The organism is Micromonospora sp. LOL_021, assembly GCF_048060215.1.
GTDB lineage: Bacteria > Actinomycetota > Actinomycetes > Mycobacteriales > Micromonosporaceae > Micromonospora_E.
The window spans coordinates 61,252-76,108 of record NZ_JBHMIN010000033.1 but is presented as its reverse complement, the minus strand read 5'-3'; the positions used below and the strand labels follow the sequence as shown (position 1 = coordinate 76,108).

At 72.7% G+C, this 14,857-nt stretch carries 13 protein-coding genes and 1 pseudogene; 3 read left to right on the top strand and 11 right to left on the bottom strand.

Annotated features, from left to right (window positions below):
• Window positions 1-306: pseudogene (locus tag ACFHWT_RS20890) on the top strand (hypothetical protein); the annotation flags it as partial.
• Between the two features lie 282 nt (window positions 307-588).
• Here ACFHWT_RS20890 and ACFHWT_RS20885 read toward each other — a convergent pair.
• The 9 genes from ACFHWT_RS20885 to ACFHWT_RS20845 form a co-directional block, all read right to left on the bottom strand.
• Entirely contained in the window at window positions 589-939 is a 351-nt protein-coding gene (locus ACFHWT_RS20885) for a histone-like nucleoid-structuring protein Lsr2 (RefSeq protein WP_123603817.1), read from the bottom strand.
• A gap of 109 nt (window positions 940-1,048) precedes the next feature.
• Window positions 1,049-2,566, bottom strand: coding sequence for a lysine--tRNA ligase (gene lysS, locus ACFHWT_RS20880; protein WP_416596351.1), 1,518 nt, complete (start codon window positions 2,564-2,566; stop codon window positions 1,049-1,051).
• Between the two features lie 107 nt (window positions 2,567-2,673).
• The gene (locus tag ACFHWT_RS20875; protein ID WP_416596350.1) at window positions 2,674-3,432 is read right to left on the bottom strand and encodes a type III pantothenate kinase; all 759 of its coding nucleotides are present in this window, start codon (window positions 3,430-3,432) and stop codon (window positions 2,674-2,676) included.
• 16 nt (window positions 3,433-3,448) lie between these two features.
• Entirely contained in the window at window positions 3,449-4,378 is a 930-nt protein-coding gene (gene nadC / locus ACFHWT_RS20870; protein ID WP_416596349.1) for a carboxylating nicotinate-nucleotide diphosphorylase, read from the bottom strand.
• A complete protein-coding gene (locus ACFHWT_RS20865; protein ID WP_416596348.1) occupies window positions 4,363-6,069 on the bottom strand; it encodes an L-aspartate oxidase in 1,707 nt (568 codons plus the stop codon). The genes nadC and ACFHWT_RS20865 overlap by 16 nt, the downstream gene beginning before the upstream one ends.
• Window positions 6,070-6,202: 133 nt before the next feature.
• Window positions 6,203-7,108 (bottom strand): septum formation family protein, encoded by a 906-nt coding sequence (locus ACFHWT_RS20860; RefSeq protein ID WP_416596347.1) that lies wholly within the window; start codon window positions 7,106-7,108, stop codon window positions 6,203-6,205.
• 110 nt (window positions 7,109-7,218) lie between these two features.
• On the bottom strand, window positions 7,219-7,665 hold the full coding sequence (gene panD, locus ACFHWT_RS20855; RefSeq protein WP_416596346.1) for an aspartate 1-decarboxylase: 447 nt from the start codon (window positions 7,663-7,665) through the stop codon (window positions 7,219-7,221).
• Window positions 7,665-8,615, bottom strand: a complete 951-nt coding sequence (gene panC / locus ACFHWT_RS20850) for a pantoate--beta-alanine ligase (protein WP_416596345.1) — start codon at window positions 8,613-8,615, stop codon at window positions 7,665-7,667. The genes panD and panC overlap by 1 nt, the downstream gene beginning before the upstream one ends.
• Complete coding sequence (locus ACFHWT_RS20845) at window positions 8,612-9,568, bottom strand: Rossmann-like and DUF2520 domain-containing protein (protein WP_416596344.1); 957 nt, start codon at window positions 9,566-9,568, stop codon at window positions 8,612-8,614. The genes panC and ACFHWT_RS20845 overlap by 4 nt, the downstream gene beginning before the upstream one ends.
• A gap of 116 nt (window positions 9,569-9,684) precedes the next feature.
• Between ACFHWT_RS20845 and ACFHWT_RS20840 the strand changes: the two genes are divergently transcribed.
• Both ACFHWT_RS20840 and ACFHWT_RS20835 read left to right on the top strand, forming a co-directional pair.
• Complete coding sequence (locus ACFHWT_RS20840; protein WP_416596356.1) at window positions 9,685-10,737, top strand: SAM-dependent methyltransferase; 1,053 nt, start codon at window positions 9,685-9,687, stop codon at window positions 10,735-10,737.
• Window positions 10,738-10,804: 67 nt separating this feature from the next.
• Window positions 10,805-11,995 (top strand): NADH-quinone oxidoreductase subunit D, encoded by a 1,191-nt coding sequence (locus tag ACFHWT_RS20835; protein ID WP_416596343.1) that lies wholly within the window; start codon window positions 10,805-10,807, stop codon window positions 11,993-11,995.
• A 7-nt stretch (window positions 11,996-12,002) separates the two neighbouring features.
• On the opposite strand, the gene ACFHWT_RS20830 is transcribed toward ACFHWT_RS20835, so the two are convergent.
• A complete protein-coding gene (locus ACFHWT_RS20830) occupies window positions 12,003-13,688 on the bottom strand; it encodes a hypothetical protein (protein WP_416596342.1) in 1,686 nt (561 codons plus the stop codon).
• A 113-nt stretch (window positions 13,689-13,801) separates the two neighbouring features.
• A complete protein-coding gene (locus ACFHWT_RS20825) occupies window positions 13,802-14,806 on the bottom strand; it encodes a glycine betaine ABC transporter substrate-binding protein (protein WP_416596341.1) in 1,005 nt (334 codons plus the stop codon).
• Window positions 14,807-14,857: the final 51 nt, after the last annotated feature.

Genomic DNA, 14,857 nt, shown 5'->3' with positions numbered 1-14,857 from the left:
GTTGTGGTTGAGCATCCGGGCTTCTTCCTGAGCCAGGACGACAACCCGTCGCGCTCGGTCGGTGAACCGCTCGAACATGCCCTCGTGCTCCTCACGTGCCGTGCGCCAGTGGTCTTGGCGGGCCAGCGCACGAGCCTCCAGGCGGAAGCTCGTGCCATCACTCTATCGCCGTGGGCCGACTCCGCTCCTGCCGTGTCGGGCCGGAGCAGGGGCGATCCGCAACGTTTACCCCAACTGTGCCGGGTCGTTGGCTGTTCCCCGAGGCTCCGGCGCTACGCGGTGAGCGAAATCCGCTCGGTCCGGTGACCGGGCGCGGCGGCGGCGCACCGGGGCGCGCCGTCCGTACCGCCACCGCCCAACCGGTTGTCCACAGACCTGTGGACAACCGGTGCACAGGCTGTGGACAACCTGCCACGCTCTGGCCAGAGCAGTAGACCCGGCCGGCACCGTGCAGCCCAGCCGATCGCCGCAGGATCGCGCCGCCAAACCACAAAAACGGACACGAGGTACGGATGAGACATCCGTACCTCGTGTCACTGGCTCCGACTGGCCGACGAGGGCTGGCCGGTACCGGCACGCCCGGGACGATCAGCGCCCGGCTTTGGCGTGGTACTCGTCCACGATCTCCTGCGGGATGCGCCCGCGGTCGGAGATCTCCTTGCCTTCCTTCTTCGCCCAGGCCCTGATCGCCCGGTTCTGCTCACGGTCGGCGGCGGCACCGCCCCGACCCCGCGCGGCCCGACCACCCACGACCACGCCACCGCGGCCGATCTTGGTACCAGCAGCCACGTACGGAGCGAAAACCTGCCGCAATTTGTCCGCGTTCTTCTCCGAGAGGTCGATCTCGTACTGGACGCCGTCGAGGGCGAACTTGACGGTCTCGTCGGCGTCGCCGCCGTCCAGATCGTCGACCAGCTTGTGAATGATCTGCTTGGCCACAGGCCGTTGTCCTTCCGAGCACGTTCTCCCGCAATCAAGAGCACAATAGCCCGAAAGATGCGCCAGCCGTCAATAGGACGCGCAAACTCCCCGAGAAAAATTTGGCCGACTACTCCGGACGGACCAGAGGGAAGAGGATGGTTTCGCGAATACCCAGGCCGGTCAGGGCCATGAGCAACCGGTCGATTCCCATTCCCATGCCCCCGGCCGGCGGCATTCCGTACTCCATGGCCCGGAGGAAGTCCTCGTCGAGGCGCATCGCCTCCGGGTCACCGCCAGCGGCCAGCCGCGCCTGGGCCACCAGTCGCTCCCGCTGCACCACCGGGTCGACCAGCTCGCTGTACGCGGTCGCCAGCTCGACCCCGCGCAGGTAGAGGTCCCACTTCTCGGCCAGCCCCGGCTCGGCGCGGTGCGCCCGGGTCAGTGGGCTGGTCTCCACCGGGTAGTCCCGCACGAAGGTCGGCTGGAGCAGAGTCGGCACGACCAATTCCTCGAAGAGTTCCTCCGCCAGCTTGCCCGGACCCCACTTCGGGTCCACGGCGACATCGAACTTCTCGGCGTAACGCAGCAACTGCGCTCGGTCGGTCCGTACGGTGACTTCCTCACCGAGAGCTTCCGACAACACTCCGTACAGAGTCACCGTACGCCACTGGCCGCCAAGGTCGAACTCCGACCCGTCGGCGTGGGTCACCACATGTGACCCATTGATCGCACTGGCGCACTCCTGTACCAGATCCTGGGTCAGCCGCGCCATGGTGTCGTAGTCCCCGTACGCCTCGTAGGTCTCCAACATGGCGAACTCGGGCGAGTGCGAGGAGTCAACCCCCTCATTGCGGAAGTTCCGGTTGATCTCGAACACCCGGTCGATGCCGCCGACCACACAGCGCTTGAGGAATAGCTCAGGAGCGATTCGCAGATACAGATCGACATCAAGAGCGTTGCTGTGCGTGACGAAGGGCCGGGCCGCCGCACCACCGTGCAGCACCTGCAGCATCGGCGTCTCCACCTCGGTGAAGCCCCGCTGGTGGAACGAGTCGCGCAGGGTACGCAGCACCGTCGCCCGGGTTCGCACGGTCCGACGCGCCTCCGGGCGGACGATCAGGTCGACGTACCGCTGCCGGACCCGGGCCTCCTCGCTCAACGGCTTGTGCGCCACCGGCAGCGGACGCAGCGCCTTGGCAGTGATCTGCCACGAGTCGGCGAGCACCGAGAGCTCACCCCGACGGCTGGTGATCACCTCGCCGGCCACCCCCACGTGGTCGCCGATGTCGACCAGCCGCTTCCAGTCCTCCAGCCGCTCGGCACCGACCCGGTCCCGGGACAGCATCACCTGCAACTCGGTGCCATCACCCTCACGCAGAGTCGCGAAACAGAGCTTGCCGGTGTTCCGCACGAAGATCACCCGGCCGGTGACCGCCGCCTGCTCGCCGGTAGCGGTGTCGGTCGGCAGGTCGCCGAAGCGCTGCCGCAGCTGCGCCAGCGACGTGGTCCGGGGGAACCCGACCGGATAGGGCTCCACGCCCTGGGCCAGCAGCCGGTCCCGCTTCTCCCGGCGCACCCGCATCTGCTCGGGCAGATCCGCTGCGGAATCGTCGGGTACGGTCACGTGCTCGGTCACGGTGGGCATCCTCAACACAGGGGGTACGGACAACGGTGCGACTTCGTGGTCACAGTCCGGCCACGAGCGTACTCAACCAGGGTTCTGTGACGCAGCTGACAAGGCCGCGGCCGGGATCAGGTGTTCCGCTCGTACACCATCCGCAGGCCGATAAGGGTGATCATCGGTTCGTGGTGGGTGATGGTGCGGCACTCACCGATCACCACCGGGGCCAGTCCGCCCGTCGCGATAACCGCACTGAGCTGCCCCAACTCCGCCGCCATCCGCTCCACGATGCGGTCCACCTGGCCGGCGAAACCGAAGTACATGCCGGACTGCAGGCACTCTACGGTGTTCTTGCCAATCACCGACCGGGGCCGGGTCGGCTCGACCTTGCGCAGCTGGGCGGCGCGGGCCGACAACGCGTCGAAGGATATCTCGATACCGGGAGCGAACGCCCCGCCGAGGAACTCACCCCGGCCGCTGATGACGTCGAAGTTGGTGGTGGTGCCGAAGTCGACGACGATCGACGGGCCACCGTACAAGGTGTGCGCGGCGAGGGTGTTGACCACCCGGTCCGAGCCGACCTCCTTGGGGTTGTCGATCGCCAACTGGACCCCGGTCCGCACCCCCGGCTCCACGATCACGCTGGGAATGTCGCCGTAGTAGCGGCCGAGCATCGTCCGCAGCGAGCGCAACGCCGCCGGTACGGTCGAGCAGGCGGCCACCCCGGTGAGCTCCACCGAGTCCCCGGCGAGCAGCCCGCGGAACATCAGGCCGAGCTCGTCGGCGGTGGACCGGGCGTCGGTCTTGATCCGCCAGGAGTGCACCAGCTTGTCCCCGTTGAACGTGGCCAGCACAGTGTTGGTGTTACCGATGTCGATGCACAGCAGCATGTCGTCCCCTCGACGGTCAACCGGCGGGCCGGTCGGCACCGACCGACGCGCCCGCACCGGCCGGTCGCAGATCCAGCGCGATGTCCATGATCGGCGAGGAGTGGGTCAACGCCCCGACCGACAGGTAGTCCACCCCGGTCCGCGCGTACCGGACCGCGTTGGCCAGGGTCAACCCGCCGGTGGCCTCCACCTCGACCCGGTCACCCACCTCGGCGACGACCGCACTCAGCAGCTCCGGCGGCATGTTGTCGCAGAGCAGGAACGACGCCCCGGCCTCGACCGCCTCGACCGCCTCGGCCAACGTGGTCACCTCGACCTCCACCGGTACGCCGGGAAAGGCCTCGCGCACCCGGCGGTACGCGGCGCCCACCCCGCCGGCGGCCAGCTTGTGGTTGTCCTTGACCATCGCCACGTCGTACAGACCCATCCGCTTGTTGCCGCCGCCGCCGACCCGGACCGCGTACTTCTCCAGCAGCCGCAGCCCGGGAGTGGTCTTGCGGGTGTCCAGCACGGTCGCCTTCGACCCCGCGAGGGCGTCCGCCCAGGCCCGGGTCTGGGTGGCCACCCCGGAGAGCCGGCTGATCAGGTTGAGCGCGGTCCGCTCGCCGGTGAGCAGGGTACGGACCGGGCCGGTCAGCGTGGCCAGCACCGTGCCGGCCGGCACCCGGTCACCGTCGCAGCGGTGCAGCCGCACCTCGACCTCCGTACCTGCCGACGGCACCGCGTCGAAGACGGCGGCGACCAGCGGCAGGCCGGCCACCACCCCGGCGGAGCGGGCCACCAGCTCGGCGGTACCGAGCTGCCCCGGGTCGATGGTGGCCGCCGACGTCACGTCCAGCCGGTCCGGGCCGAGATCCTCGGCCAACGCGGTCGTCACCACCCGGTGGACCACGTCCGGGTCCAGACCGCAGGCCCGCGACGCGGCGACAGTCACCTCGCTACGCATGACGGCTCCCAGGTGAGAGTAGGCTGCCCGACCGGGCCGAGCGCGCTGACCAGATGCCCCAGCCAGCCGTCGGCCGCCGACGGGAAATCGTCACGCCAGTGACAACCCCGGGTCTCCTGCCGGGCGTACGCCGCCACCACCAGCGCGGTGGCGACGGTGACCAGGTTAGTCGCCTCCCATCCGGCGGTGCCCGGCGTGCCCCGGCCGGCGGCGAGCCGGCGCAGCTCGACGGCGGTGCCGTCCAGCGTCCCGGCGGACCGCAGCACCCCGGCCCCCCGGCTCATCGCCCGCTGCAGCGGCCGCCGGGCATCGGCCGGCAGCAGCCAGCCGTCGGCCGGATCAGCCGGGTCATCAGCCGCCCGGCCGGTGCCGGCCGGCTCCAGCTGCGGCGGCAGGTCGCGGGCGATGTCCCGGGCGATCCGCCGGGCGAAGACCAGGCCCTCCAGCAACGAGTTGCTGGCCAGCCGGTTGGCGCCGTGCACCCCGGTGCAGGCCACCTCGCCGCAGGCGTACAGGCCGGGGATGGTGGTCCGGCCGTGCAGATCGGTGCGGACGCCGCCGGACGCGTAGTGGGCGGCCGGTGCCACCGGGATCAGCTCCTCGGCGGGGTCGACGCCGATGGCCCGGCAGGACGCCACGATCGTCGGGAAGCGCCGGGCCAGGAACTCGCCGCCCAGATGCCGGGCGTCGAGCTGCACGTGGTCGACGTCGACCGCCGACATCACCCGGTGGATGCCCTTGGCGACCACGTCGCGCGGGGCCAGCTCGGCGAGCTCGTGCTGGCCGAGCATGAACCGTTTGCCGTCGGGGTCGAGCAGCCGCGCGCCCTCGCCACGCAGCGCCTCGGACACCAGCGGCTGCTGGCCGCTGCCGCCGGCGGCACCCGGTACCACCAGGGCCGTCGGATGGAACTGGACGAACTCCAGGTCGGCCACTGCCGCGCCGGCCCGCAGCGCCAGCGCCACCCCGTCGCCGGTGGAGACCGCCGGGTTGGTGGTGGTGGCGAAGATCTGCCCCATCCCGCCGGTGGCCAGCACCACGGCGCGGGCCAGGATCGCGCCCACCCCGTCCGGGGAGCCCTCGCCGAGCACGTGCAGAGTGACCCCGCAGGCCCGGGCCGGCTCCCCGGCTGCGTCCGGCGCGGCGCGCAGCAGGTCGACCACCAGGGCGTGCTCGACCAGCCGGATCCACGGGTCCCGACGGACCGCGGCGTGCAACGCCCGCTGCACCTCGGCACCGGTGGCGTCACCGCCGGCGTGCACGATCCGGTTGGCCCGGTGACCACCCTCCCGGGTGAGCAGCAGCACACCGTCGGCGTCCCGGTCGAACTCGGCGCCGACCCGGATCAACTCCCGGATCCTGGCCGGCCCCTCCTCGACCAGCACCCGGACCGCGTCCGGGTCGCACAGCCCCACCCCGGCGGTCTCGGTGTCCTGCGCGTGCGCGGCCGGGGTGTCCAGCGGGTCCAGCACGGCGGCGATGCCGCCCTGTGCCCACCGGGTCGACCCGTCGTCGATGTTGACCTTCGTCACGACGGTGACGTGCAGCCCGGCTTCCCGCAGATAGAGCGCGGCGGTCAGGCCGGCGATGCCGGAGCCGACGACCACCACGTCGGTGGTCTCCGCCCAGCCGGGATCCGGCGCGCCGAGCCGGCCGGGCAGCTCGGGCAGGGCCGGGGTACGCAGTCGCATGGGCAGAGTCAACCGCGCCGGCCCCGGTGGCGGGCCGCCGGGGCGGACGGATGTGGGCCGGTGCACCCGGCCGGGGGCCCGCTGGCCGTCACGAGGCCGGCTGGGGGCACAGCCGCCGTCACGAGGCCGGCCACTACTCGTACTGGATGGGCAGGCCCTCGGTGCCGGCGTCCTTGAGCGACCGCTCGACGTTGCGTTCGTCGAGCCACAGGTAGCAACGGACGCCCCGGTTGCCGGCCGCCCACTCGGCGGCGCCGCCCGGCAGCGAGATGACCCCGGTACGGAACTGCAGGTTGCCGTCGAGCGGCACGTCCGCGTACCGGCCGATCACCTTGCGGCACTCGGTGTGGAACTGGTTCCAGTCCCGGTCCCGGGTCGGGTACTCGATGTCCGGCGCCTGCCAGACCCCGGCGAACTCCGCGTTGTGCGGCTCGTCGCACTCCTCGGCCGGCATGGTGTCGATCGCGCCGTTGTCGTCGTTGCGGACCGCGTAGCAGGTCAGGTGCAGCGGCGACGGCTCGGCCAGCGCGTCCCGCAGGCTCGCGGTGCGCGACGCCGTACCGCCGTTGTCCTCGACGTTGGTCACCTCGGTGACGTCGCAGCGGAACCAGCGGGCGCCGCCTTCCCAGGCGGCCGGAGACGGCACCGCCACCCCCACCCAGAGCCGGCCGAGCCGCCAGTCGGCACCGACGTACTCGCTGGTCGCGGAGTCGCACTCGGCGTACGCGACGCGGATCTCGGGCGAACCCTGCGCCGGCGGCGCGGTCGCCTCCGCGGCCTCGGCGCCGAACGTGCCGACGTGCACCGTCTCCACCCGGTGCGGGGCCGAGCAGTCGACCGGGCTGTACGACGACAGGTAGGCGGTCTCCGCGAAGTCCCCCGGGTGGCAGACCTCGGCCGGCGGCACGAACGGGCTCGGCTCGGGGATCGGCTGCCAGCTGTTGGTGAGCTCACCGTCCACCCCGGCGGGCAGGCCACACCCGGTCAGGCCGAGCGCAAGCGCTCCACCGACCGCGACAGCGGCGGTCCATCGGCGCATCGAGTCCCTCCCACGGGCTGGCTGGCAGGCGGTCCGGACCGCCGAGCATACGACACCATCGAGTGACCGTACGGTCACCGCCCGGCTTCCGGTCGGCAACCACCACCACGCTAAGGCCTGCCGGCAACCACCGGCCAGCCGGCGGCGGTGTCGCCGCGGACCGGTTCGCCCACCACACCGGCGGGCGCCCCGGCCGGGTCGGCGTCGAGCTGGATCACCCGGTTGGCGGCGTCGACGTGCACCACCCGGGGCTGGTAGGCGCGGGCCTCGGCGTCGGTGAACTGCCCGTACGCGATCAGGATCACCAGGTCGCCGGGGTGCACCAGGTGGGCGGCGGCCCCGTTGATGCCGATCACCCCACTGCCCCGGGCCCCCTCGATGACGTACGTCTCCAGCCTGGCCCCGTTGGTCACGTCGACGATCGCCACCTGCTCGCCGGGCAGCAGGTCGGCCGCGTCCAGCAGGTCGGCGTCGACGGTGACCGAGCCGACGTAGTGCAGATCGGCCTGGGTCACCGTGGCCCGGTGGATCTTGGACTTGAGCATGGTGCGCAGCATCAGGATCCTTCCGATCGGGAGCCGGTCAGCTCCACCGGGGTGTTGTCGATCAACCGGGTGTCACCGACCCGGGCGGCGATCAGCAGCCGGGCCGGGCCGGACACCGCCGGCCCCAGCTCGGGGTCGGTCAGCGCCAGGTAGTCGAGCTCGGCGGCGGCGCCGGTGTGCCGGTCGAAGGCGGCCCGGCCGGCGGCCAGCACCTCGTCGGACGAGCCGCCCGCCGCAGCGGCGTCCGCGCCGGCCCGCAGTGCGCCGGCCAGCCCCAGCGCCATCTGTCGCTGCCGGGGCGACAGGTAGCGGTTACGGCTGGACCGGGCCAGCCCGTCCGGCTCCCGGACGGTCGGCACACCGACGATGGTCACCGGCAGGTCCAGGTCGCGCACCATCCGCCGGACCAGGGTCAGTTGCTGGTAGTCCTTCTCCCCGAAGAAGGCCAGGTCGGGCCGGGTGATCTGGAGCAACTTCAGCACCACGGTGAGCACTCCGTGGAAGAAGCCCGGGCGGCTCGCCCCCTCCAGGATCTCCCCCACCGGCCCTGGGTGGACCCGGACCTGCGGCGCGCCGTCCGGGTAGACCTCGGCCCGGCCCGGCGCGAAGACCGCCCGGACCCCGGCCCGCCGGCAGACCTCCAGGTCGTCGTCGATGGCGCGCGGGTACCGGTCGAAGTCCTCGGTCGGCCCGAACTGCAGCGGGTTGACGAAGATCGTGGCGATCACGTGGTCGGCGCGGGCCGCCGCCGCACGCAGCAGGGCGGCGTGCCCGTCGTGCAGGGCGCCCATCGTCATCACCACCGCCACCGAGCCGGACCAGCCGGTTCGCAGCGCGGCGAGTTCGGCGCGGGTCCGGACGACCCGCAGCCCCGCCGACGCGGTCGGGCTGGTCGACGCGGTCGGGCTGGTCGACGCGGTCGGGCTGGTCGACGCGGTCGAGGCCTGGCTCATCGCGCTCATCGGACCCGCTCCCAACGCCGGCCCGACGTGACGACCGGCTCCCGGCTGGCCAGCACGTCGAGCAGCGGCACCGCGGCGGCGGCCGGCAGCCGGCCGGCGGCGATCGCCCGGTCCGCGGTACGCCGGGCCAACGCCAGATAGCTGGGCAGGCTCTCCGCGGCGGTGTCGGCCAGCCGGTCCAGGTGCCGGGCCACGGTGCCGGCGTCGCCGCGCGACACCGGCCCGGTCAGCGCGGCGTCGCCGTGCGCCAGGGCGTTGTCCAGGGCGGCGCGCAGCAGCGGCGCGAGCACCCGGGCAGGGTCGCCGACCCCGGCGTCGCGCAGCCGGTCGCTGGCCTCGTTGACCAGGGTGACCAGGTGGTTCGCGCCGTGTGCCAGGGCGGCGTGGTAGAGCGGCCGGTCCGTCTCGTCGACCCACTCGACGGTGCCGCCCAGTGCCGCCACCAACCGGGTGGCCAGCGGCCGCAGCGGCTGGTCGGCGGTCACCCCGTAGCTGATCCCGGGCAGCCGGTCCAGGTCGCCGAGCTCGCCGGTGAAGGTCATCGCCGGGTGCAGCGCCAGCGGGGCGGCGCCGACCGCCGCGGCCGGGGCCAGTACGGCGAGACCGTGCGCCCCCGAGGTGTGTGCCACGACCTGGCCGGGCCGCAGCGCGCCGGCCGTCACCAGGTCGGCCAGCACGGTCGGCAGCACGTCGTCGGGCACCGCGAGGATCAGCAGCTCGGCGACGTCGGCGACCTCGGCCGCCGGCCGGGGCTCGACGCCGGGCAGCAACCGACGGATCCGGTCCCGGCTGGCCGGGCTGGCGCCGGAGACCGCGGTGATTCGGTGGCCGGCGGCGGTCAGGGCGGCGGCGAGCACCGCGCCGACCCGGCCGGCGCCCACGACCCCGACAGCGGGGCCGGTCACCCGGGCAGCGGGAACGTCCGCCGCCGTCGGGCGCGCCGATGCGCTCATGATGTGATCCAGTCCTCGAAACGGGGGTACCGGTCGATGCCAGTATGCGCCGTGGCAACGGACCGGAAACAACGGTGTGTGAAAACCTTCACCCGCTGATCTAGGGTGGCCCGGTGCTGACCTGGCGGGACGCCATCTCCACCGCGCTGTACGGATCGGAGGGCTTCTATGTGACCGGCGGCACCCCGGTGCCCGCCGCGCACTTCTCGACCAGCGCGCAGACCGGTACGCCGTTCGCCCGGGCGGTGCTGCGGCTGCTGTGCCGGGTCGACCGGCTGCTCGGCCACCCGGACCCGGTCGACCTGGTCGACGTCGGAGCCGGCGGCGGTGAACTGCTCGGCGCCGTACACCGGCTGCTCGCCGACACGCCAGGCCCGCTCGCCGACACGCCGGGTGCCTCCGCCGACCCGCCCCGCCCGCTCGCCGACCGGATCCGGCTGACCGGCGTCGACCCGGCGCCCCGACCGGCCGGCCTGCCCGAACCGGTCGAATGGCGGGCCGCACCGCCGACGGGAACCACCGGGCTGCTCGTCGCCACCGAGTGGCTGGACAACGTACCGCTCGATCTGGCCGTCCGCGACGGTGACCGGCTCCGCTGTCTGCTGGTCGACCCGGCAACCGGCCGCCAGCGCCCCGGCGGGGAACTCGGAGCCGCCGACTCCGCCTGGCTGGCCCGCTGGTGGCCGCCGCTGCCGGACGGGGCGCAGGCCGAGATCGGCCGCCCCCGCGACGAGGCCTGGGCCGCAGCGGTACGGACCCTGCGCCGGGGCGTCGCCGTGGCGGTCGACTACGGCCACCGGTACGCCGACCGCCCGGTCGCCGGCACCCTGACCGGTTTTCGGGCCGGCCGTACGGTGGCCCCGGTCCCCGACGGCTCCTGCGACCTCACCGCCCACGTGGCGATCGACGCGGTCGCCGCCGCCGGATCGGCGGCCGCCAGCGGGGCCGGCCACCTGCTGTGCCGGCAACGGGACGCGCTGCACCGGCTCGGGGTGCACGGCCGCCGACCGCCGCTGGCCCTGGCCGGCACCGACCTGCGCGGCTTCCTGGCCGCGCTGGCCGCCGCCGGCGCCGCCGCCGAACTCACCGACCCGGACGGCCTCGGCGGGCACTGGTGGCTGGTCCAACCCGTCGGGCTGGCCGTCGATGTCGACTCCCTGCTGGCCTAACCTCGAATCCTCTTGGCCTGAAACCCGGATCCCCGTCGACCGTGTGGCGGGGAGCCGGCATGCGACGATGGCCGGCATGGACACCGACACCGGTTCCCCGCCCCCGGCCGGGTCGGCCGACGGGCTCCGCCAGCTGACCGTCGGCACCGGCACCGGGCTGGACACCGCCGACATGGTGCTCAACATCGGCCCGCAGCACCCGTCCACGCACGGCGTACTCCGGCTCAAGCTGGTCCTCGACGGCGAGCGGGTGATCTCCTGCGAGCCGGTGATCGGCTACATGCACCGCGGCGCCGAGAAGCTGTTCGAGGTCCGCGACTACCGGCAGATCATCATGCTGGCCAACCGGCACGACTGGCTGTCCGCGTTCGCCAACGAGCTGGGTGTGGCGCTTGCCGTCGAACGGATGATGGGCATCGAGGTGCCGGAGCGGGCCACCTGGCTACGGACCGCGCTGGCCGAGCTGAACCGGGTGCTCAACCACCTGATGTTCCTCGGCTCGTATCCACTGGAGATCGGCGCGCTCACCCCGGTGTTCTACTCCTTCCGGGAGCGGGAGACGCTGCAGGCCGTACTGGAGGAGGTCTCCGGCGGCCGGATGCACTACATGTTCAACCGGGTGGGCGGCCTCAAGGAGGAGGTGCCGGCCGGCTGGACCCGCCGGGCCCGGGAGGCGATCGGCCAGGTCGAGGCCCGGATGCCCGACCTGGACCGGCTGATCCGGCGCAACGAGATCTTCCTCGCCCGTACGGTCGGGGTCGGGGTGCTCGACGCGGCGACGGCCGCGGCGTTCGGCGCCTCCGGACCGGTCGCCCGGGCCAGTGGACTGGACCTGGACCTGCGCCGTGACGAGCCGTACCTCGCCTACGGCGAGCTGGACGTGCCGGTGGTCACCCGTCGTGCCGGCGACTGCCACGCCCGGTTCGAGGTGCTGCTCGACCAGGTGTACGCCTCACTCGACCTGGCCCGCCGCTGTCTGGACCGGGTCGACCAGCTGAGCGGGCCGGTCAACGTACGGCTGCCGAAGGTGGTCAAGGCACCCGAGGGCCACACCTACGCGTGGACCGAGAACCCGCTCGGGGTGAACGGCTACTACCTGGTCTCCCGGGGGGAGAAGACCCCGTGGCGGCTCAAGCTGCGGACCGCCTCCTACGCCAACGTGCAGGCGTTGGCGACGCTGATCCCCGGCAGCCTGGTACCGGATCTGGTGGCGATCCTCGGTTCGATGTTCTTCGTGGTCGGCGACATCGACAAGTGACGCCGGCCTACCGCCAGCGGCGGTCGTCGAGGTAGTCGACGTCGTCACGGTAGCGGCCACGGCCGTCGTCGTCGCGGTACCGCCGGCCACCGTCGTCCGGTTCCCGGTAACGCCGGCCCGGGGCGCCGTCGTCGTAGTCGCGGTAGCGCCGAGCCGGCTCGTCGTCGTAGTCGCGGTACCGGCGGCCGGCGGTGCCCTCCTCCGCGTACCGGCGGGGCGGGTCGTCGTCGCGGTACCGCCGGCCGGACGCGTCGTCGCGGTACCGCCGGCCCGGGTCCGCAGGTTCGTCGTCCCGGTACCGGCGGGGCGGGTCGTCATCGCGAAACCGGCGCGGCGGGTCGTCGTCGCGAAACCGGCGGCCGACGTCGTCCTCCTCGTCCCGGTACCGGCGACTGCGCCGGACCGGCTCGTCGTCGAGTGGATCGCGGGCCGGCGACGACCATGCCGGGGGCGACTCGGCGCCGCTGCCGGCTGGCAACGCCGGCAGCGCCGCACGCCGACCGGTACCGCTGATCCCCGGACCGTCCGACGGCGGATCGGCTATCCGCTGGTCCCACCGGGCGTCCCGCCACGGCGGCTCGTCCGCGACCCGGTCACCGCCCGGCCCCGGCAGGTCGCCCCGGTCCTGCGGGTACCGGCCGTTACGGGTACCGGTCCCGGACCGGGGCGGTGGATAGTCGTCGCGGGCCGGCGGGTAGTCGTCGTCGCGGGCCGGTGGCCACCGCTCGGCCGGCGACCCGGTGCTGAAGCCGTCGGCCCGCCCGACGTCCCACCGGTCGACGGATCGGTCGCCGTACCGTTGCTCGGCGCTGTCGTCCCGGTCGCCGCTCCACGACCAGCGCTCCTCCGGCTGGTCGCGCAGCCGGCGGTCGGTCCACGACTCCTCGTCCGGCTCCGCGGAACGCCGCCCACGGGCCGCCGGAGCGGACCACTCACCATCGATCGACTCGCCGCCCCGGCCGCCGTAACGGGTCCCGCCGTACACCGTGCCGGCAGGCTCGTCGTCGGCCCGTGGGTCGACGACCTGCCGGGTGCTCACCTGGACGGTCTCCGGCTGCCGGACGACACCGTTCGGCCCCTGCTGGCGGGGCAGCACGGTGCCGCTGACCGCCGGGACCGAGGCCCGGCCGGCCTGGCCGCCGGAGCCGTACTGGCCGCCGTTGTACTGGCCGCCGTAGCCGGCAGCACCGGTCGGGCCGGATGCCGGCACCGCCGCCGGCACCGCGGACGCCGGAGCAGCCTGATCGAACCGGTCGTAGCCGGCGCGGTCACTGCCCGGCTGTTCCCGGGCCGGTTCACTCCGGGCGGTCTCGGCACGGACCACGTCCAGCTGGCCACGGAGCGCCTCGACGTCGTCCTGAACCACCTGCATCTTCTCGCCGAAGGCGCGGTGCGTCGCCCGGACGGCGGTGGAAATGTCATTGCGCACGTCCTCGCGGAGCACATCCATTTCCTCGACGAGCGCATCCTCCATGTCGGCGCGCATAGTTTCCACGCCGCCACGCAAGGTGATTGACAATCCGATCAACACCACGGACGCGATAGCGATCACCATCGCGAGTCGTAACGAGCCGTCGCCGTCGCCAAGCAGCAGCAAAAGCGCAGCCAGCGGCGCCAGGCCCAGGCCACCCCAGGTAAGCCACTTGAGCGGAACCGTGCGGCGCGGCTCCTCTTCGGCCTCGGGAGCGGACATGGCTGTGGAGCCTACCGACATCTACAGATCAACGGAACGGGTACCGCCTGCTGTCCGAGAAGGTAGGCTCCACAGCCCGGGTGGCCGGCGACCGCCCGCGCCGGCCAGGAAAATCAGCCGGTCGCCAACGCCCCGTCCGACGAGAACACCAGACCGACACTGATCTCGCCGGTGGTCAACGCGGTCTTGGTCTGCGGCCCACCGGCGTCGAGCGAGCTGAACTCGCCGGCCCGGAAGTCGTACACCTCGACCAGCCCTTCCTGACACTTCGGCCGCTGCGGACACTCCGGCGGACCGCCCAGGACGGTCGCCGTACCGGAGCATTTCTCCGCCAGGTCGGAAAGCGTACGAACGCCGTACTCGTCGGCGAAGGCGCTGGTCACCGCGAACGCGTTCTGGTCCTGCGCTGCGGACGGCTCGCCGAAGACGATGCCGACCTGCTCGCCGACCTCGCGGAGCCCGGTCATCGTCTCGTCCAGGTCCGGCGACGAGATCGCCGGTGCGTTCTCCCCCGCGACCTTGTTGTTGATGAAGTCCGCCATGGTGGCCGCGTACTCCGGCACCACCTGGATCTCCCCGGTCTCCAGCGCCGGCTCGTACAATTCACGGTTGCCGATCTGCTGTACGGTGACGTCGTAGCCCGCCGCGGTCAGCACGATCCGGTACAACTCGCCCAGGGTCTCGCTCTCACTGAAGTTGGCCGCGCCCACGATCAGCTCACCGCCCGGTCCGGTCTCGATACCGTCGGTCAGGCCCTCGGCGGCGGCGAACTCCTCGGCCGCAGCCTGCGGCGTCTGACGGTCGACGTCGACCGCCCGGTTGAGCCTGATCAGCTTATCCGTGTCCAACGCGGCCGACACCCTGTTCAGGGCGGCGATGACCTGCGGCGATGCCGCGTCGGCGTTGACCGCCGGCACGATGTTGTCGGTGTTCTGCAGGTTCTTGTCGTCGGTCAGCACCACCAACTGGTCGCCGGCTACCGGTGCGCAGCCGGCACCGGACGCGCCGGCATCCGGCGCCTCGGTGCCGGATGACCCCGCCTCGCCGCACGCGGCGAGGAAACCCGCCGCGGTGAGCGCACCGACCGCGCTCAGGGCGATACGTGTCCGTGCATGCATATTGCCCGCCTCCTGTGTCCCGGCGCGACCCCATCGGGCCGGCCGCGTGTC